19 protein-coding genes are annotated in these 18,858 nt (G+C 64.0%); 10 read left to right on the forward strand and 9 right to left on the reverse strand.

Annotated features, from left to right (window positions below):
- Positions 1–5 precede the first annotated feature (5 nt).
- The 4 genes from nuoN (at position 6) to AC0QH1_RS27325 (ending at position 4,741) form a co-directional block, all read left to right on the forward strand.
- Positions 6–1,442, forward strand: coding sequence for an NADH-quinone oxidoreductase subunit NuoN (nuoN, locus tag AC0QH1_RS27310; RefSeq protein ID WP_324634608.1), 1,437 nt, complete (start codon positions 6–8; stop codon positions 1,440–1,442).
- Between the two features lie 121 nt (positions 1,443–1,563).
- Positions 1,564–2,280, forward strand: coding sequence for a biotin--[acetyl-CoA-carboxylase] ligase (locus AC0QH1_RS27315; RefSeq protein WP_324634609.1), 717 nt, complete (start codon positions 1,564–1,566; stop codon positions 2,278–2,280).
- Positions 2,281–2,294: 14 nt separating this feature from the next.
- Positions 2,295–3,077 (forward strand): type III pantothenate kinase, encoded by a 783-nt coding sequence (locus tag AC0QH1_RS27320; RefSeq protein ID WP_324634610.1) that lies wholly within the window; start codon positions 2,295–2,297, stop codon positions 3,075–3,077.
- On the forward strand, positions 3,074–4,741 hold the full coding sequence (locus tag AC0QH1_RS27325) for a ribonuclease J (RefSeq protein ID WP_324634611.1): 1,668 nt from the start codon (positions 3,074–3,076) through the stop codon (positions 4,739–4,741). Before AC0QH1_RS27320 ends, AC0QH1_RS27325 begins: the two co-directional genes overlap by 4 nt.
- Before the next feature lie 169 nt (positions 4,742–4,910).
- Here the strand turns inward: AC0QH1_RS27325 and AC0QH1_RS27330 are convergent, their stop codons facing one another.
- From AC0QH1_RS27330 to AC0QH1_RS27345, 4 genes are all read right to left on the reverse strand, one after another.
- The gene (locus tag AC0QH1_RS27330; RefSeq protein WP_239323366.1) at positions 4,911–5,084 is read right to left on the reverse strand and encodes an RSP_7527 family protein; all 174 of its coding nucleotides are present in this window, start codon (positions 5,082–5,084) and stop codon (positions 4,911–4,913) included.
- Between the two features lie 189 nt (positions 5,085–5,273).
- Positions 5,274–6,770, reverse strand: coding sequence for a DEAD/DEAH box helicase (locus AC0QH1_RS27335; RefSeq protein WP_239323367.1), 1,497 nt, complete (start codon positions 6,768–6,770; stop codon positions 5,274–5,276).
- 194 nt (positions 6,771–6,964) lie between these two features.
- Complete coding sequence (locus AC0QH1_RS27340) at positions 6,965–7,918, reverse strand: glycosyltransferase family 2 protein (RefSeq protein ID WP_324634612.1); 954 nt, start codon at positions 7,916–7,918, stop codon at positions 6,965–6,967.
- A 55-nt stretch (positions 7,919–7,973) separates the two neighbouring features.
- Positions 7,974–9,581 (reverse strand): peptide chain release factor 3, encoded by a 1,608-nt coding sequence (locus AC0QH1_RS27345; RefSeq protein WP_239323369.1) that lies wholly within the window; start codon positions 9,579–9,581, stop codon positions 7,974–7,976.
- A gap of 349 nt (positions 9,582–9,930) precedes the next feature.
- Here AC0QH1_RS27345 and AC0QH1_RS27350 point away from each other — a divergent pair, with 349 nt between their 5' ends.
- Entirely contained in the window at positions 9,931–10,224 is a 294-nt protein-coding gene (locus AC0QH1_RS27350; RefSeq protein WP_239323370.1) for an ElaB/YgaM/YqjD family protein, read from the forward strand.
- A gap of 4 nt (positions 10,225–10,228) precedes the next feature.
- The gene (locus tag AC0QH1_RS27355; protein ID WP_324634613.1) at positions 10,229–10,612 is read left to right on the forward strand and encodes a hypothetical protein; all 384 of its coding nucleotides are present in this window, start codon (positions 10,229–10,231) and stop codon (positions 10,610–10,612) included.
- A gap of 101 nt (positions 10,613–10,713) precedes the next feature.
- Here AC0QH1_RS27355 and AC0QH1_RS27360 read toward each other — a convergent pair whose 3' ends face one another.
- Positions 10,714–11,733 carry a Hint domain-containing protein gene (locus AC0QH1_RS27360; RefSeq protein WP_324634614.1) on the reverse strand — a complete coding sequence of 340 codons (1,020 nt, stop codon included), beginning with the start codon at positions 11,731–11,733 and terminating at the stop codon, positions 10,714–10,716.
- Positions 11,734–11,943: 210 nt separating this feature from the next.
- Here AC0QH1_RS27360 and AC0QH1_RS27365 point away from each other — a divergent pair, with 210 nt between their 5' ends.
- From AC0QH1_RS27365 to AC0QH1_RS27380, 4 genes are all read left to right on the forward strand, one after another.
- Entirely contained in the window at positions 11,944–12,723 is a 780-nt protein-coding gene (locus AC0QH1_RS27365) for an SDR family oxidoreductase (protein WP_239323373.1), read from the forward strand.
- Positions 12,724–12,726: 3 nt separating this feature from the next.
- A complete protein-coding gene (locus tag AC0QH1_RS27370; RefSeq protein WP_324634615.1) occupies positions 12,727–13,845 on the forward strand; it encodes a hypothetical protein in 1,119 nt (372 codons plus the stop codon).
- Positions 13,846–13,913: 68 nt separating this feature from the next.
- Positions 13,914–15,041, forward strand: a complete 1,128-nt coding sequence (locus AC0QH1_RS27375; protein ID WP_324634616.1) for an ABC transporter ATP-binding protein — start codon at positions 13,914–13,916, stop codon at positions 15,039–15,041.
- A gap of 42 nt (positions 15,042–15,083) precedes the next feature.
- Positions 15,084–15,935, forward strand: a complete 852-nt coding sequence (locus AC0QH1_RS27380; RefSeq protein WP_324634617.1) for a GNAT family N-acetyltransferase — start codon at positions 15,084–15,086, stop codon at positions 15,933–15,935.
- 170 nt (positions 15,936–16,105) lie between these two features.
- On the opposite strand, the gene AC0QH1_RS27385 is transcribed toward AC0QH1_RS27380, so the two are convergent.
- The 4 genes from AC0QH1_RS27385 to AC0QH1_RS27400 all read right to left on the reverse strand — a co-directional run bounded on the left by AC0QH1_RS27385 (position 16,106) and on the right by AC0QH1_RS27400 (position 18,724).
- Positions 16,106–16,960, reverse strand: coding sequence for an ATP-binding protein (locus AC0QH1_RS27385; protein ID WP_324634618.1), 855 nt, complete (start codon positions 16,958–16,960; stop codon positions 16,106–16,108).
- Between the two features lie 165 nt (positions 16,961–17,125).
- On the reverse strand, positions 17,126–18,016 hold the full coding sequence (gene tatC / locus AC0QH1_RS27390) for a twin-arginine translocase subunit TatC (RefSeq protein WP_324634619.1): 891 nt from the start codon (positions 18,014–18,016) through the stop codon (positions 17,126–17,128).
- A complete protein-coding gene (tatB, locus tag AC0QH1_RS27395; protein WP_239323378.1) occupies positions 18,013–18,501 on the reverse strand; it encodes a Sec-independent protein translocase protein TatB in 489 nt (162 codons plus the stop codon). The genes tatC and tatB overlap by 4 nt, the downstream gene beginning before the upstream one ends.
- 7 nt (positions 18,502–18,508) lie before the next feature.
- Positions 18,509–18,724 (reverse strand): twin-arginine translocase TatA/TatE family subunit, encoded by a 216-nt coding sequence (locus AC0QH1_RS27400; protein ID WP_239323379.1) that lies wholly within the window; start codon positions 18,722–18,724, stop codon positions 18,509–18,511.
- Positions 18,725–18,858: the final 134 nt, after the last annotated feature.

Below are 18,858 nucleotides of genomic sequence, written 5' to 3' on the forward strand. Positions count from 1 at the left end.
ATGAGATGCAAGCTGATCTCTCCGTGATCCTGCCCGAGATCATCCTCGCCATCTTTGCGATGGCGGCGCTGCTCGGGGCTGTCTACACCGTCAAGGACAAGCTGGCGCCGATGCTCGTGTGGGTGACCGCCGCGCTGATGGTGGTGCTGGGCATCTGGATCGGAACCTCCGGCTCCGGCTCGACCGAGGCCTTTGGCGGCATGATCGTCAACGACGCCTTCGCGCGCTTTGCCAAGGTTGCGATCCTGTTCTCTGCCGCCGCCGTGATGGTGATGGGGCAGGACTATATGTCCAAACGTGGCATGCTGCGGTTTGAATACCCGATCCTGATCGCGCTTTCTGCCATCGGCATGATGGTGATGGTCTCCGCAGGCGATCTGATGGCGCTTTACATGGGGCTGGAGCTGCAATCGCTGGCGCTTTATGTGGTGGCCGCCCTGCGCCGCGACAGCGTCAAATCCACCGAGGCGGGCCTGAAGTATTTCGTGCTTGGCGCGCTCTCCTCCGGTCTGCTGCTCTATGGCGCGTCGCTGGTCTATGGCTTTGCGGGCACCACCAAATTTGCCGGCATCATCGAGGTCGCCCAGCACGGCGAGGTCTCCATCGGCCTGTTGTTCGGGATCGTCTTCCTGATCTCCGGCATGGCGTTCAAGGTCTCTGCGGTGCCGTTCCACATGTGGACGCCGGACGTCTACGAGGGCGCGCCGACCCCGGTCACCGCCTTCTTTGCCTCCGCACCCAAAGTGGCCGCGATGGGTCTCTTTGCCCGCGTGTTGCATGATGCCTTTGGCTACGCGATCGAGGACTGGAGCCAGGTCATCGCGCTGTTGTCAGTGCTGTCGATGTTCCTCGGCGCGGTCGCGGCCATTGGCCAGACCGACCTCAAACGCCTGATGGCCTATTCGTCGATTGCCCATATGGGTTATGCGCTGATCGGTCTGGCGGCGGGCACTGCGCTGGGTGTGCAGGCGCTGCTGATCTACATGTCGATCTATGTGGCGATGAATATCGGCACCTTTGCCTTCATCATGATGCTGCACCGTGACGGCAAACCCGTCACCGACATCGCCGCGCTGAACCAATACGCCAAACGAGAGCCGGGCCGCGCGCTTGGGATGCTGGTGCTGTTGTTCTCGCTTGCAGGCGTGCCGCCGATGCTGGGCTTCTTTGGCAAGTTCTTCGTGCTGCGCGCCGCGGTCGAGGCGGACATGGCATGGCTTGCGATTGCCGGTGTGATCGCCTCGGTGATCGGGGCCTACTACTACCTGCGCATTGTGTTCTTCATGTACTTCGGCTCTGAGGGCGATGACGTGGAAACCTCCCGCTCGCCGGTGCTGCTGGCCTTCTTTACGGTTGGTGCCGCGCTGATGCTGGTGGGGGTTATCACCACCTTCGGGCTGGAAGGTGCTGCGGCCTCTGCGGCGGCCATGCTGGTCAACTGATGAGTGCAGGCAATAATTCGTCAAAAGGCCCGGTCCGGAGCGACCGGGCCTTTTGCCTTTTGTCAAACCGGGTGCTAAAGGGGCGCGCATGACAGATTGGCCTATCGGATACGGGCGCCGTGTGCTGGCAGAAGTCGACAGCACCTTAGACGAGGCCGCCCGCCTTGCGCCCAGCCTTACCGGGCCGGAGTGGATACTCGCCCTGCGCCAGACCAAAGGCCGCGGACGACGCGGACGCGCGTGGACCGATCCCAAGGGCAACTTTGCAGGCACGCTGGTCTATCGCCCCAAGGGCACGCCCGACCAGATCGCCCTGCGCAGCTTTATCGCCGCTCTTGCGCTCTATGACGCCGTGGAGACCGTGACTGGCCGCACCAGCGGACTTGCGCTCAAATGGCCCAATGATGTGCTGCTCAATGGCGGCAAGCTTGCGGGCATCCTCCTTGAAAGCGCAGGCGTCAAATCCGGTGTCGATCATCTTTCTATCGGGATTGGCGTCAATCTGGCCGAAACCCCGATGAAAGAATGGCTGGAACCCGGCGCAGTGTGGCCGGTGTCTCTCCAGTCGGAAACCGGCGTGCGCGTTGACCCGGAGACGTTTCTGTCGGCGCTTGCCCTTGCATTTGCCCGCCATGAGGACCAGTTCACCACCTACGGCTTTGCGCCCATCCGCGAACTGTGGCTGTCACGCGCGGCCAAGCTGGGTGAGGTGATCACCGCCCGCACCGCGCGCGAGGAAACCTCGGGCACCTTTGAAACCATCGACGACGCGGGCAACCTCGTTCTCAAGACCGCAAAGGGGACCGTCACCATCCCCGCCGCGGATATCTTTTTCTGACGGAGGCGGGGCACATGCTTCTCGCGGTTGATTGCGGCAACACCAACACTGTCTTTGCACTCTGGGATGGCGATCAGATGATCGGCCATTGGCGCACCTCGACCGAATGGCAGCGCACCGCAGATCAGTATTACGTCTGGCTCTCCACCCTGATGAACCTGCAAGGCATCAAGGCGCAAATCACTGATATGATTATCTCGTCGACTGTGCCGCGCGTGGTTTTCAACCTGCGTGTGCTCTCGGACCGGTATTTCAAGACCCGCCCGCTGGTGGTGGGCAAACCCGAATGCGCGCTCCCGGTGGATGTGCGCGTCGACGAAGGCACCACCGTCGGCCCCGACCGTCTGGTCAATACGGTCGCCGGGTATCACAAATACGGCGGCGATCTGATCGTCGTTGATTTCGGAACCGCAACCACATTCGACGTGGTGGCCGTGGACGGCGCCTATGTGGGCGGCGTCATCGCGCCGGGGGTGAACCTCAGCCTTGAGGCGCTGCACCATGCTGCCGCCGCGCTGCCCCATGTCGACATCTCGAAACCACAAAATGTCATCGGCACCAACACGGTCGCCTGTATGCAATCCGGCGTGTTCTGGGGCTATGTCGGCCTCGTGCGCGAGATCTGCGATCGCATCAAGGCCGAATCCGGCGTGCCGATGACAGTCATATCAACCGGCGGGCTGGCGCCGCTCTTCCAGCAGACAGCAGATCTATTTGACGCATACGAGGATGACCTGACCATGCAAGGTCTGCGGCGCATCCACGAACATAATAAGGATATCGGTACTCACGCATGAGCAGTGAACGTTTAATCTATTTGCCCCTCGGCGGGGCAGGTGAAATCGGCATGAACGCCTACGTCTATGGCTATGGCACGCCGGGCAAGGAACGCCTGATCCTGGTGGATCTGGGCGTGGCCTTTCCAGACATGGACACCACACCCGGCGTGGATCTGATCATGCCCGACATCAGCTGGCTGGCGGAACGCGCCGATCAGCTGGAGGGGATTTTCATCACCCACGCCCACGAGGACCACATCGGCGCGGTGGCGCATCTCTATAGCCGCCTCAATGTGCCGGTCTATGCGCGCGCCTTTACCGCCAATATCGCCCGTCGCAAGATGGAAGAGCAGGGCCATGACCCCGACGCCGTGGTGACGATCTCGCCCTGGCCCGAAGTGACCAAGCTCGGCCCCTTCACCATCGGCGCGGTGCCCATTTCGCACTCGATCCCGGAATCGGGCGGTCTGGTGATCGACAGCCCCGCAGGCCGGGTGATCCATACCGGTGATTTCAAACTGGACGCCAACCCCATCGTCGGCGAAGCCTTTGATCCCGACCTCTGGGCCGAGATTTCCAAGGATGGCGTGCAGGCGCTGGTGTGCGATTCCACCAATGTGTTTTCACCGCATGCGGGCCGCTCCGAGAGCGATCTGGGCGACAACATCACCAAGCTGATCGCAGAGGCCTCCGGCATGGTGGCGGCGACCACCTTTGCCTCGAATGTTGCGCGCGTCAAAACGCTGGCGCAAGCGGGCGAACGGGCAGGGCGCTCCATTGTGCTGTTGGGCCGTGCCATGCGCCGGATGATCGAAGCCTCGATCGAAACCGGGGTGCTGAGCGATTTTCCCAAAGTGGTGCAACCCGAGGAAGCGGCTGATATTCCGCGCGAAAACCTGATGCTGATCACCACCGGATCGCAGGGCGAACGCCGCGCCGCCTCCGCGCAGCTGGCCCGTGGCAAGTATCGCGGCATGGAACTCAAGGAAGGCGATCTGTTCCTGTTCTCCTCCAAGACCATTCCCGGCAATGAAAAAGGCGTGATCTGGATCATCAACCAGTTCTCCGAGAAGGGCGTTGATGTGGTGGATGACAGCTCCGGTCTCTACCACGTGTCTGGTCACGCCAACCGCCCCGACCTTGAGCAGATGCATGACATCGTGAAGCCCAAGATCCTGATCCCGATGCACGGCGAACACCGTCATCTGCGCCAGCACGCGCGCCTCGGCGAGGACAAGGGCATCGCCTCTGCCATTGCCGTCAACGGCATGATGATCGACCTCACGGGCGATACGCCCAAGGTTGCTGACTATATCGACACGGGCCGTACCTATCTGGACGGTTCGGTCAAGATCGGCGCCATGGATGGCATCGTGCGCGACCGCATTCGTATGGCGCTTAACGGTCATGTGGTGGTCACGGCCATCCTCGACGAAGAGGACGAACCGCTGGGCGAACCCTGGGTGGACCTCAAGGGCCTTGCCGAGACCGGTCAGTTCAACGCCGCATTGGCCGAGGTCATGGAAGAGGACCTGAACCAGTTCCTGATGCGGGCGGGCAAGAAGACCCTCAAGGATGACGATAAGCTGGAACAGGAACTGAAGCGCATCGCGCGTCAGACTGCCCAGTCCGAGATCGGCAAAAAGCCCGAAGTGACGGTTGTCGTCAGCCGTATGCGCTGATCGGGGAGGAGGGGGCGCTGCCCCCTCGTGCCCCTTCGGGTCACGTCACCCCCGAGGTATTTTTAAAAAGATGAAGGGGGTGCAGGCCTCTGGAACGGAAAACGCCCGGACCGCTCTGGTCCGGGCGTTTTTCGCAAGCGCGCAGGTCGGCACAGGGCCGCAGCCCTGATCAGGCGTGGCGCGGGCGGCTCAGCAGCAGGGCCGGGGCCTTGATCACGCGCTGAAGACCGGCACCGATGGCCAGCAACATGCTGCGGAAGGCTTCGGCACGCATCTTGCGGGCACGCAGTTCGATTTCTTTCAGGTCGTCGCTCAGAAGCGGTGCGGTTGTCATCAAGTCCATAACATCACCTTGGGGGTATCGTGTTGATACCGCCGATGTAGAGGATGTCGGGCCTGATGACATCGCATAGCTCGGCAATCCCGCTATGCCGCTGCTGCAATGCAGCACCGATTGGGCGCGCGTGTGGCCACAAAAAACCGCCCGTGCCTGGGGCAGGGCGGTTTTCCGATAAAGCGATCCGATCAAGGGTCAGCTGGCGCGGCGCTCGTCGAAACTCAGCGCGATGAAGCTGGGCATATGGTCGCCCATGCCCACGACCTTGTCGTCGCGGCGATCATCCTTGCGGCCGCGTCCACGGGACTTGCCGGATTTCTGGCTGTCCTGCTTGTCTGCACGGTCGGATTTGTTTGCTGCCTTGGTGGTCGGCTGTTCAGCCGCCTGTTCGGGCGCGGGTGCAGGCGTCGGTGCGGCGGTCTGGGCCTCCGCAGCGGCCTCGCTGTTGCCACCACGGCTGCGGCTGCGACGGCTGGGTTTGGGCTTGTCGGTGGTCTCGGGCGCATCCGCTGCGTCCTTGGCGGCGGCTTTGCGCGGCGCCGGCTTGACCGGGTTGTCCAGCCGGTTGATCTGCTTCTGGACCAGGCCTTCAACCGCATCCAGCGCCTTCTCGTCGCGCGGGGTGCAGATGGTGATCGCCTTGCCGTCGCGACCCGCGCGCCCGGTGCGGCCGATGCGGTGCACGTAGTCCTCGGCATGGCCGGGCACGTCGAAGTTGAACACATGGCTCACCGACGGGACATCCAGACCGCGTGCGGCCACGTCAGAGGCCACGAGGATCTTCAGCGCGCCATCGCGGAACCCGTCCAGCGTTTTTGTCCGCTGGCTCTGATCCAGATCGCCATGGATCGGCGCCGCGTCATAGCCGTATTTCTTCAGCGATTTGGCGACGATATCCACGTCGGTTTTGCGGTTGCAGAAGATGATGGCGTTCTTGACTGCCTCGCCTTCCTGATTGATCAGCTCGCGCAGAACCCGGCGTTTCTCGCTGCCTTCGCGATCCTTACGGGAGGCTTTGAACATCACCACCGCCTGTTCGATCGTCTCGGAGGTGGTTGCTTGCCGCGCGATCTCCACCCGTTCGGGGCCGGAGAGGAACGTATTGGTGATGCGCTCGATCTCCGGCGCCATGGTGGCGGAGAAGAACAGCGTCTGGCGGGTGAAGGGCGTCAGCGAGAAGATGCGTTCGATATCGGGAATAAAGCCCATATCGAGCATCCGGTCGGCCTCATCCACCACCATGATCTCGATGCCGGTCAAGAGCAGCTTGCCGCGCTCGAAATGGTCCAGAAGGCGGCCCGGTGTGGCGATCAGCACGTCAACGCCGCGGTCGATGGCTGCATCCTGCTCCTTGAAGGAGACGCCGCCGATCAACAGGGCCTTGGTCAGCTTGACGTGTTTGGCGTAGGTGTCGAAGTTTTCCGCCACCTGTGCGGCCAATTCGCGCGTCGGGCAGAGCACCAGCGAGCGCGGCATCCGCGCCCGGGCGCGGCCACGGGCAAGGCGGGTGATCATCGGCAGGGTGAAAGAGGCGGTCTTGCCGGTGCCGGTCTGAGCGATCCCGAGGACATCGCGTCCTTCCAGGGCGGCGGGAATCGCGCCTGCCTGGATCGGGGTCGGGCTTTCATATCCTGCTTCCTCAATGGCTTTGAGGACCTTCGGATTAAGGTTCAGATCGGTGAATTTTGTCATATGCGTCCGTTTTTGCGGACACTGACCTGGCCCGCGCGTGTGTCTCTATGCCGGTATCAGTCGGACGCCTGAACAGACAGGAGTCCCCGGTTGAGGCGGCACATAGCAAAATTGCATGATATGGTCAAATGATCGCGAATTTCCGCCGAGAATTCGCCGGAGGTTCTGGGCATTTGCAGTATTTTGGGAACAGTTCAGCGGAAGTCGCGGAAATGTTTCTGCCGCGCCTGCGTTGGGTCCAGCGGGCGGGTGCGCAACAGGCCCTCCGCCTGAAGCCGCCGGCGCAATTCGGGACCATCGGCGCAGACCTCGTCAAAAAAGGCCCGCAGCCCAGATTCGCCCTGTTCGGCCTCGAGCGCGGACAGCACCTCGTGCAGCGTGACACCGCCTGCCGCGCGCGGTTTCGCCGGGCGCAGATCTGATCGGTAGGATCCTTTTTGCAGGCGGTAGCGGTAGTGGTGCAGCCAATGATCCCAGTCGGTCGCATGCCGGTGACACAGGTCGACCGCGTCCAGTTCCGCCTGGGCGGGATTCTCCGCCCCGCCGACAAAGACGTTATGGATGCGCAGATCGACGTCGTCGAGGCCGGTGCGCACGAACAACTTGCCCTGCACGTGACTGATGAACCCGCCCTTCAGGTAGCTGCCGAACCGGGGATAGAGACGGGTGCCCGTCGCCTCGGCGTCCTTACCGGCAGGGAGGCGCGCCTTGTAGTGATCCGCACTGCCGGCCAGCAGTTCCAAGGGGCGCACGCGGGCGCAGAGCGTGTCGGGCGCGAGGCCTGCCAGATGCGCCGAGATTGGCGTGTCCGACCAGAGGAATTCATCCACGTCGATGTGGATCAGCCAATCCAGGTCGCGGGCCTGACGGCGATAGGCGCGGGTGGCGTTCAGGCTCTGACGGACCTGATGTTTCTGTGGCACCCGGCCCCGGCGTTTTTGCCAATGGGCCTCGGTGGTCTCGATCACCCGGATACGCGGATGCGCCTTGAGATGCGGCAGGGCCGCGGGGCAGGGCGCATCCAGATAGAGAAACAGCCGGTGGGCCCCCTGTTCAAGGTGCCAGGCGGCAAAGTTCAGGATCGCGCGTGCCTCGGCTTTGAGGGTGGCAACGAGGCCCCATTCTCCCGTAGTTGCGGGATCTTTCATCTGTCCACCTGCCTGCATGATTGAAAACGGGCACCCGGTGAGGGGTGCCCGCGTTTCAGACCATCATTTCCTTGGTGGAGGAGAGTTTCAAGTCGGGATAATCCCGTTCCACCCTATCGATGTCCCACTGAAGACGCGTCAGATAGACGATGTCGCCATCGTTATCATGGGCGATGTGCTGTTTGTTGGCGTTGGTGAATTTGTCCACCGCCGCCTTGTCGCCATGCACCCAGCGTGCCGAGGTGAACTGGCTGGCCTCAAAACGCACCGGCAGGCCGTATTCCATCTCGATCCGGCTGGCGAGCACTTCGAACTGCAACTGGCCGACGACGCCGACGATAAAGCCCGAGCCGATCGAGGGTTTGAACACCTTGGCGGCCCCTTCTTCGGCGAATTGCATCAGCGCTTTTTCCAGATGCTTGGCTTTCATCGGGTCGCCCGCCCGCACGCCTTGCAGCAGTTCCGGCGCAAAGGACGGAATGCCGGTGACGCGCAAGGCCTCGCCCTCGGTCAGCGTGTCGCCGATGCGCAGCTGGCCGTGGTTGGGGATGCCGATGATGTCACCGCCCCAGGCCTCTTCGGCAAGCTCGCGGTCGGAGGCGAGGAACAGCACCGGGTTGGAGATCGCCATCGGTTTCTTGGTGCGCACATGGGTCAGCTTCATGCCGCGCTTGAAATGGCCGGAGGCCAGTCGAACAAAGGCGACGCGGTCGCGGTGCTTGGGGTCCATATTGGCCTGCACCTTGAAGACAAAGCCCGCGACTTTTTTCTCTTCGGGGGCGATCTGGCGGGGCTCGGCGGACTGGACCTGCGGCAAGGGGCCGTAGGCGCCGATGCCGTCCATCAGCTCGCGCACGCCAAAGGAGTTGATCGCAGAGCCGAACCAGATCGGGGTCATATGCCCCTCAAGCACCGCTTGCGGGTCGAGTGCGGGCAGCAGCTCGCGCGCCATTTCGACCTCTTCGAGCAGCTTTTCCAAGAGGTGTTCGGGCACGTGTTCGGCCAGTTTGGGATCATCAAGGCCGTTGATGGAGATGCTCTCGGCAACCTTATTGCGGTCGGCGCGGTCCATCAGCTCCAGCCGGTCACGCAAGAGGTCATAACAGCCGATGAAATCGCGCCCCACACCGATGGGCCAGCTGGCCGGGGTGACGTCGATGGCGAGGTTCTCCTGAATCTCGTCAATGATTTCAAAGGTGTCGCGGCTTTCGCGGTCCATCTTGTTACAGAAGGTCAGGATCGGCAGGTCGCGCAGACGGCAAACCTCAAAAAGCTTCTGGGTCTGGCTCTCCACGCCCTTGGCACCGTCGATCACCATGACGGCTGCATCCACCGCCGTAAGCGTGCGGTAGGTGTCCTCGGAAAAATCCGAGTGGCCGGGGGTGTCGACGAGATTGTAGCGGAAATTGCCGTAATCAAAGGACATCGCGGAGGCCGAGACGGAGATGCCGCGGTCTTTTTCCATCTGCATGAAGTCAGAGCGCGTGCGCCGCGCTTCGCCCTTGGCGCGCACCTGTCCGGCCATCTGGATGGCGCCACCATAGAGGAGGAACTTCTCGGTCAGTGTGGTCTTGCCCGCATCCGGGTGCGAGATGATCGCAAAGGTGCGGCGCCGCGCGATTTCCGGCGGCAGATCGGGGCGGTTATGAGCGGTGTCCAACATGGGGCTGGCCTTAGCCAGAAAGCGGGTGGGAGGCAAGGAAAAGCGGTGTCTGTGCCATGATCGGAGGGGACGCAGGACCGGGGGCGCTCCCGCCCATCCGTCGGTGCGCCCCATACGGGGCACCCCGCGTCCGGTTGGGCCGGGCGCCGGGCCATTCGGCCCGGCGAGGCTCACAGCCCCGCACCGGGGCTGTGAGCCATGCCCAACGCCGGACTGGGCGTCTTGTCGTCAGACGAGACACCAGACCGGAGGCGGGAGGAATTGCGACGCCCCTAAATTTTCGCGGAACAAAATCCTGCGGCGTCACGTTTCCTCTGCGAACGCGAAACAAAACGGAAAGGAATTTCCCATGCCGAAGGATCAAGCCGCCCCGTCCACCGAAGACATTGCAACCCAGATGGACGTGCTGCGCTCCGACATTTCCGCGCTCAGCAAATCCGTGTCCGACCTCGCCAAGGATCGCGCAGGCAAGGCGCGGGATGCCGCGCGGGACACTGCACGCGAACAGAGCCAGGCCGTGGCCGATGGCGCAGCCCAGATGACCCGTCAGGCCGAAGACGCGGTGCGCGCGCAGCCCCTGACCGCCACCGCAATTGCGGCCGGGCTGGGCTTTGCCCTGGGGTATCTGAGCAATCGCCGCTGATCCGATGCTGGGTCACATCAAATCAAAGGCCCGGCGTGGCGCGCGCCGGGTCCAGTTCTCCCTGCTGAGCGCGGGGTGTGCCGCGGTTGGTGCCGGGTTTGGCTCTGCCTCGCTCTATGTCGCATTGTTGCAGGCGGGGCAGGGGCACGCGATGGCCGCCTTTGTGCTGACCTGCATCTGGTTCGGCCTGTCAGGGGTATTTCTGCTGCTGAAGGGGATGGTCGGTGACCGGACGTCTGACCGCGAGGATGCCCCGGTCGCAACCGCGCCGCCGGTGGCGCATCCCAATGGTCATGCGGCGACCGCGCCAGGGGTGGCCGATGCGTTTCTTGCTGGCATGAACGAAGGCGCGGGCTTTGCCCGGATGCAGCAGCGGCGCGGTGACTGACCGCGGCCCGCTCGTCCGCGGGCCGGGGCCTGCGTGCCGCGACAGGCGCCGACGTTGCGGGGGCTGAGTGTACGCGCAGCTCCGCTGCCCGTGGGCGCAGATCAGCGCAGCGAGGCCCGCCGCAGCAGGTCCACCGCATCCGGCCGCTCTTCCAGTAGCGGCCGCTTGACGTCCAGCCCATGATCGGCGCGCGCGCCATGGCGTCGCGTGCTGCGCATGCGCCATTGCACGTCTGCCGGCAGGGTCGGCTGCGAGAACGGGTCCACGAGGAGCGACTCCGCCGCGATGCCCTCGGCATAGATGATGTAATGCCGGTCAAACAGGATCTGGAAATAGTCGACAAAGCCGCCATCCTGCACCACCACGGTATCGCCATTGACCAGATCACGGGCGCGCAGCAACAGTTCCAGCCGACCCGCCTGCAGGGCATCGGAGCGCTGATAGACCATCAGCCGATGATCCGGGCTGACCAGCAGGTCGCGCGCGTTGTTCAACGCTCCCTCGCGGATCAGGATCGGCGCCATTTCCCCCACCGCCCGCAGCGTTGTCTGGCCGATCCAGGTGATGGGCTGCGCGCCGCTGTCGCGCGTCAGGATGCGATCACCGGGGCGCAGATCCTCGATGGCGCGCTGCGCGCCGGTGGCCAGCGTGATGCGGGTGCCACGCGCAAAGGCGACGCAGGACATTTGCGCCAGCCGGTGCTGCAGGCCCTGCCGCGTGCCGTTCACCAGACGATAGCCTGTAAACGGGGCCATTGGGGCCTGTGGCAGCAGGTAGATCGCCGCGATCATGCCCTCCGGATCGGTTTCGACGATCAACAGCGCCTCCACCGCAGCGCCGAGCTCTGGCATCAGCGTCACGACGCCATCCAGGAACAAGGGCGCCCCCGGCGTGCCGAGCGCACTGTCGCGATGCACGGAAAACCCGCCATCCAGCTGCGCGCAAATGCCCAGCCGCGCCGGGCTGGCACTGCTGCGCAATTCATAGACATCATCCATCACCAGCTCGTCCAGGATGCTGATCGGATCGCCTGCGTTCACACCGAAACTGGCGCGGAACAGGTCCGCCGGATAGGCCGGCAGCGACTGGATGGAATGGGCGGTGCGGCTCACGTTGATCATGCGTGGTGGTCCAGGCTTTGGGTTTCAGGGGGCGCGGCGCCTCGAACAGGACACCCGATATTGCGCGGCTCTTGGTAAACACTAGGTTCACACTTGGGCGAGAACCGGGCGCTGGCGGGAAAAATTCTGGTCCGGGCGCTCTGTGCCGGCTGGTCAATCCCCTGCGCGGCTGGCAGGGTCTGGCAAACCACACGCATGGGGAGAAGTGTCATGGATCTGGGTATTCGCGGAAAGCGCGCATTGGTATGTGCATCGAGCAAAGGGTTGGGTCTGGGCTGTGCAGAAGCATTGGCAGAGGCCGGTGTCGACCTGGTGATGAATGCCCGTGGTGCCGAGGCACTGGAAGCCTCGGCGCAGGATCTCCGGGATCGGTTTGGCGTTCGCGTGGATACGGCCGCCTGCGATGTGACCGATGAAGGCGCGCGCGCAGAGCTGATCGAACGAGCCAAAGGGGTCGACATCCTGGTGACCAACGCCGGTGGCCCGCCTCCGGGCGTCTGGAGCGATTGGGACCGCGACGATTTCATCACCGCGCTTGACGCCAACATGCTGACGCCGATCGCGCTGATGAAAGCGCTGCTGCCGGAAATGATGGACAAGGGCTGGGGCCGGGTGGTCAATATCACCTCGCAATCCGTCAAGGCGCCGATCGCAGCGTTGGGCCTGTCCAATTCCGCCCGCGCCGGGCTGACCGGCTATGTGGCGGGCACCGCGCGCCAGGTGGCCGGGGCGGGCGTGACGATCAACAATCTGCTGCCGGGGATCCATGCCACCGACCGGGCCGTGTCGCTTGATACCGGGGTGGCGCAGTCCCAGGGGATCAGTCTCGACGAGGCCCGCGACCAACGCGCCGCCACCATCCCGGCGGGGCGCTACGGCACCCGGCAGGAGTTCGGCGCAACCTGCGCCTTCCTTTGTTCGCAGCACGCAGGGTTCATCGTGGGCCAGAATATCCTCCTGGACGGTGGTGCCACCAATATGACGATCTGATCCATGGCTGAGAAATTCTCCTTGAAGGATCAATTGTTCAACCTCCAGAAGACCCGCTACCTCGCTGGTCTGTTTGCGGGCGCGACCTCCGATTTCGACGCTGCGGGATTCGAGGCGTCGGTGATGGCGCGGCTGCTGGATCTGGAGCTGAAGGACCGTATCAACTGGATTGCCGAGCAGCTTGCGGTGCATGTGCCGGGCCCCTTGTCGCAGGTGGCGCCGGTGATCGTGGCGGCCCTGCCGCCGCCGCTTGATCCAAGCTTGCGCGATGACGATTTCGGCGATTTCATCTTTGCCCCGCTGGGCGAATGGGTCACGGCGCTGACCACGCAGGAGGCTGATCTGCCGCTGGCGCTCGACACGCTTGAAGCGCTCACCCAGCGCTTTTCGATGGAGTTTGCCCTGCGCCCCCTGCTGAAACGCTGGCCCGATCCGGTGCTCTCCCGCATGATGCAGTGGACAGATCATGACCATTACCACGTGCGCCGGCTGGCCAGCGAGGGCAGCCGGCCGCGTCTGCCATGGGGGCTGGCGGTGAACCTGCCGCTGGAGGCGCCGCTGCCGATCCTCGACCGGCTGCATCGGGATCCGGCGCGCTTTGTGACCCGATCGGTTGCCAACCACCTCAACGACATTGCCAAGAAGGAGCCGCAGATCGTCATCGACCGGCTGACCGATTGGCAAGGGCAGGGGATGCAGGCGCAGAAAGAGCTGGACTGGATCACCGCACACGCGCTGCGCGGGTTGGTGAAGGCGGGAGATCCACGGGCCTTGCGGCTGTTGGGCTATGACCCGGATCTGGAGCTGACCGCGCGGTTGCAGCTGCCCGCCAGCGTGCGCATCGGCGACAAGCTGGCCCTCGGGGCCGATGTGCAGGGGGCGCGGGGCGCGCGGGTGCTCGTGGATTATGCGCTGACCTTTCAGCGCGCCGGTGGCAAGACCGCCACCAAGGTCTTCAAGTGGAAGACCGGCAGCCTCGGCGCCGACGGGCTCAGCCTGCAGAAATCACATCCGCTGAAGGCGCAGGCCTCCACCTTTACATTGCTGCCGGGGGCGCATCGGGTGACGCTGCTGGTCAATGGGGTGCCGCGGGCCGAAGGCGAGGTGGAGCTCCTTGCCTGACCTGCGCCGGCTTGATATCAGCCCGCGATGCCCCAATGTGCACCCGACACAGGATAGAAGGCCCCGCAATGTCCGAGCAGATGACCCAATCCGCGCTGCCGCCCGCCCAGGCTGACGGCCATGAGGTGACGCCGCGGCTGGAGATCCGCAACCTGCGCCGTTTCTTTGACGGGCGCGCGGTGGTGGATGACGTGTCCCTCCGGGTCCTGCCGGGGCAGGTCACCTGTCTCCTCGGCCCGTCGGGCTGTGGCAAGTCCACAACCCTGCGCATGGTCGCAGGCGTGGAGATGCAGGACGCTGGCGAAATCTATGTCGACGGCAGCCTGATCTGCGACACCGTGTTCCGGGTGCCGCCGGAGCGGCGCGAGATCGGACTGATGTTTCAGGATTTTGCGCTGTTTCCGCATCTGAGCGTCGGGGACAACGTGGCCTTTGGCCTGAAGGGCGCGAAGGAGAAGAAACGCGCCCGCGCCCGCGAGCTGCTGGATCGGGTCTCGCTTGGCCAGTATATCGACGAGTATCCGCATCAGCTGTCTGGCGGCGAACAGCAGCGGGTGGCGCTGGCCCGGGCGCTGGCGCCACGCCCCAAGATCATGCTGATGGATGAGCCCTTCTCCGGGCTCGACAATCGGCTGCGCGACGGTATTCGCGATGAAACGCTGAGCCTGCTGAAAGAGGAGGACACCGCTGTCCTGCTGGTCACCCATGAGCCGGAGGAAGCGATGCGCATGGCCGACGAGATCGCGCTGATGCGCGATGGCCGGATCGTGCAGCAGGGGGCGCCCTACAATGTCTACACCCGCCCGGTGGACAAGGCGGCGGTGGCTTTCTTTTCCGATGTGAACACGCTTCCGGCGCGGGTCAACGGCGCTCTGGCGGATACGCCCTTCGGGCAGTTCCTGGCGCCCGGGGTGCCGGATGGCACGGATGTGGAGATCGTCTTTCGCCCGCAACACATCCGTATCGATTTCGACCGCAACGGTCGCGGACCGGAGGCTACCCACACGCAGGGTGTGCCCGCCCGTGGCGTGGTCCAGCGGGCGCGGTTTCTCGGCAATGAGAGCCTGGTCGAGTTCCGTATGGATTTCGACGGGTCGATCCTGAAGGCGACGGTGCCCAATGTCTTTCTGCCGGCGGTGGGGCGCGCGATGTGGCTGACGGTTCCGCGTGATCGGTGTTTCGTCTTTCCACGGTGATCTTCCTCCGTCATGGTGGCCGCGGAATCGACGGAGGTCGCCATGTTGGAACACTATGAAATCCGCCCGCTGTCGCGGGATGAAATCGACACCGCCGTGGATTGGGCCGCGCGCGAGGGCTGGAACCCGGGCGCCCAGGATGCGGCCTGTTTCGCCGTGCAGGACGGTCAGGGGTTCTGGGGCGGTTTCCTCGACGGCGAGATGATTGCCTGTATTTCGGTCGTGACCTATGGCGCGGCGTTTGCCTTTCTCGGTTTCTATATCGTTGACCCGGTGCACCGGGGGCAGGGCTACGGCTATGCGTTGTGGCAAAAGGCGCTGGAGCATGCCGGTCGGCGCACGGTCGGACTCGACGGGGTGGTGGCGCAGCAGGAGGCCTATCGCCGTTCCGGGTTCGAATTTGCCTGGCGCAATATCCGGTTCGGCGGGGTGCCCAAGGGGCGGCTCAAGGTGTCGGATGCTTTTACGCTGACCTGGCTCGACGGGCTGTCGCCCGAGGTGGCGGGGCTGGATGCGCGGGTGTTTCCCGCGCCGCGGCCGAGTTTCTGGCAGGCCTGGCTCAGCGCGCCGGGGCATGTGAGCATCGCGGTACATGCTGACGGCGAAATGCAGGGGGTCGGCACCCTGCGCCGCTGTCGCACCGGGGCCAAGATCGGCCCGCTGGTGGCCACCCATCGGGCGGCGGCGCTGTCGGTTCTGGCGGGGCTGTTGAAGGACTGGCCGCAGGATCAGGAGATCTTTCTCGACGTGCCCGAGACCAACACCAGCGCGGTAGAGCTGGCGAAATCGCTGGGATTGCAACCGGTGTTCGAGACCGCCCGGATGTATCGCGGCAAGGCGCCCGAGGTGGCACAGGACCTGATCTACGGCGTGACAAGTTTCGAACTGGGGTAAGGGCTACCCGAGGAAGGGGGCGGTTTCCCGGAGATCGGGGACGACCGCCCTTGGGGTAGAAGGCCCGCCGGGGGCGCTCCCGCCCGTTTCCACCGCCGCAGGGCGGCGATCAAAACCGTTGGGCCGGGCGCCGCGCCCCTGACGGGACGCGGCGGGGACCTGCGCCAATGTCAGCGCAGCGCCACCCCCTTGCGCCCGGCCAGATCGGTGAAGAACTGCCACGCCACCCGGCCCGACCGCGCGCCCCGCGTGGCCTGCCATTCGACGGCCTCGGCCCGCAGCGTTTCGGCATCGACCTCGACGCCATAGGCCGCGCAATAGCCCGCGATCATCGCCAGATAGGCGTCCTGATTGCAGGGGTGGAACCCAAGCCAAAGACCAAAACGATCCGAGAGCGAGACCTTCTCCTCCACCGCCTCGGAGGGGTTGATCGCCGAGGAGCGCTCATTCTCGATCATGTCGCGGGGCATCAGGTGACGGCGGTTGGAGGTGGCGTAGAATACCACATTCTCGGGCCGGCCCTCGATGCCGCCGTCCAGCACGGCCTTCAGGCTCTTGTAATGCTGGTCGTCATGGCTGAACGACAGGTCATCGCAGAACAGGATGAACCGGTAGGGCGCGCCGCGCAGATGGTTCAGCAGGCGCGCGACCGAAGGCAGATCCTCCCGTTGCAGCTCCACCAGCTTGAGGTCGGGATGCGTGGCCACCAGGGAGCCATGGATCGCCTTCACCAGCGAGGATTTCCCCATCCCGCGCGCGCCCCACAGCAGCGCATTGTTGGCCGCGTGACCTGCCGCAAACCGGCGGGTGTTGTCCAACAGCGTGTCGCGCGAGCGATCAATCCCCACCAGGAGATCCAGCTCCACCCGGTTGATCTCGGGCACCGGCTCCAGCCGGTCCGGGCCCACATGCCAGACGAACCCCGAAGCCGCCGCAAAATCCGGTGTCGCCAGCGGGGCCGGGGCCATGCGCTCCAGCGCCTCGGCAATGCGGCTGAGTGTGTCGTGATCCAAATCCTGTGCCATCGCTCGGGGTCCTCCTGTGCGTCTCGGGCGTGACAAACCATGTTCCGCCGCACCCGGCAAGAGGCAGCCGCCAGATCCGGCCGCCGCCGGCCTGCCCGGGCCGAGACCAAAAAGGCGCGCCCCGTGGGACGCGCCTTCTGATTGGGTCATTGCAGGGGGCGGAGCTTACTCGCCGTCCAGCTCGTCATCGTAGTAGCCTTCGGCGCGCAGCTGTTCCTCGCGCTTTTTCTCGACACGGGCGACGAGGAAGATCGACACCTCATAAAGCCCGTAGACCACCGTGAAGAGGATGACCTGGGTGATGACATCCGGCGGGGTGACCAGCGCGGCCAGCACCAGAATGGCCACCACCGCATATTTGCGCATGCCGCCCAGCCCCTCGGCACTGACCAGACCGGCCTTGCCCATCAGGGTCAGAAGCACCGGCAACTGGAAGCACAGGCCAAAGGCCATGATGAATTTGAGCGTGATATCAAGGCTCTCGTTCACCTTGCCAAAGAAGGTGATCTTCACCCCTTCCGAGGTTTCCGGCACCACTGCCACATCCACGGGCACTTCGCCGCCGGTGGCCTGCGACAACAGACCGGCAAAGATCGAACTCACGTCCGCAAAGCCCAGAAAGAACTGCATCGCCAGCGGCGTGACCACAAACTGCGCAAAGCTCGCGCCCAGCAGGAACATGAAGGGCGAGGCAATGAGGAACGGCAGAAACGCGCCCTTTTCGCTCTTGTAGAGGCCCGGTGCCACGAACCGCCACAGCTGGAAGCCGATCACCGGGAAGGACAGCGCAAAGCCAAACACCATGGAGATCCGGAACAGCGTGAACAGATATTCCTGCGGCGAGGTATATTGCAGCGTCGGGGAGGGATCGCCCAATTCGCGCAGGGTCTGCTCGATCGGGGCCACCAGGAACTGCAGGATCGGCTCTGCCACCATGAAGGCCAGCACGATGCCGACGGCAAAGGCGATCACCGCCCGGATCAGGCGGCTGCGCAGCTCCGCCAGATGCTCGATCAGCGGCGCTGTGGAATCGTCAAGATCTTCTGTCTGGCTCATGCCTTGGTCTCACTGTCGGAAGACGGCGCGCTGCTGGCTGGTGCAGACAGGGCCGCCTCGGCTTCTTCTGCCTTGGCCATCGCCTCGGCGGCCTCCTTGGCCTTGCGCTCTGCCGCGGCCCGCGCGGTGGCGGCCTGGATCTTCTTGGCGCTTTCGGCCCGTTCTGCGGCCAGCTTGCCGGTCTCGCTGTCGGGGTCGAATTTCGTCGGGTCGATGGAATCGGTCAGGTCACGCGTGGCCTGTTTGACGCTGTCCATCGCCGACCCCATCGGGTTCGTCGCCGTTTTAAAACTCTTCTGGATGTCACTGACGCCCGCCTCATCCGCCGCGTCTTCCATCGCGCGGCTGAATTCGCGGGCCATGCCGCGTGCCTTGCCCACAAACCGGCCCACGTTGCGGAACAACTTGGGCAGATCCTTGGGCCCGACCACGATCAGGGCCACAACGCCAATGACCAGAAGCTCGGTCCAGCCAAGATCGAACATCTAGGGGTTACGCCTTGTCTTTGTCGGCTTCGGGGGTGACGTCCTTGGCCTCTGCGGCGGCGTCGTCTTCCAGTTCCTTGCTGCCCTCGCTGATGCCCTTCTTGAAGGAGGTGATGCCTTTGCCCACTTCGCCCATCAGCGAAGAGATCTTGCCGCGGCCAAAGAGAACCAGAACCACGACAGCGATGAGGAGAATGCCGGGAAGGCCGATGTTGTTCAGCATGGGGTTTGCCTTTCGTTATGCGGGGCGCGGGACCTGGTCCGATGCGCCGAAATACGGTGTCCTGCCTCGAGTGTTAGGCGCTGCATGGGCCGGAGCAAAGCACAGGCTGGCAATCGCGCCCTCTGATCGGCCCC

This window comes from Phormidium sp. CCY1219 (genome assembly GCF_055795085.1).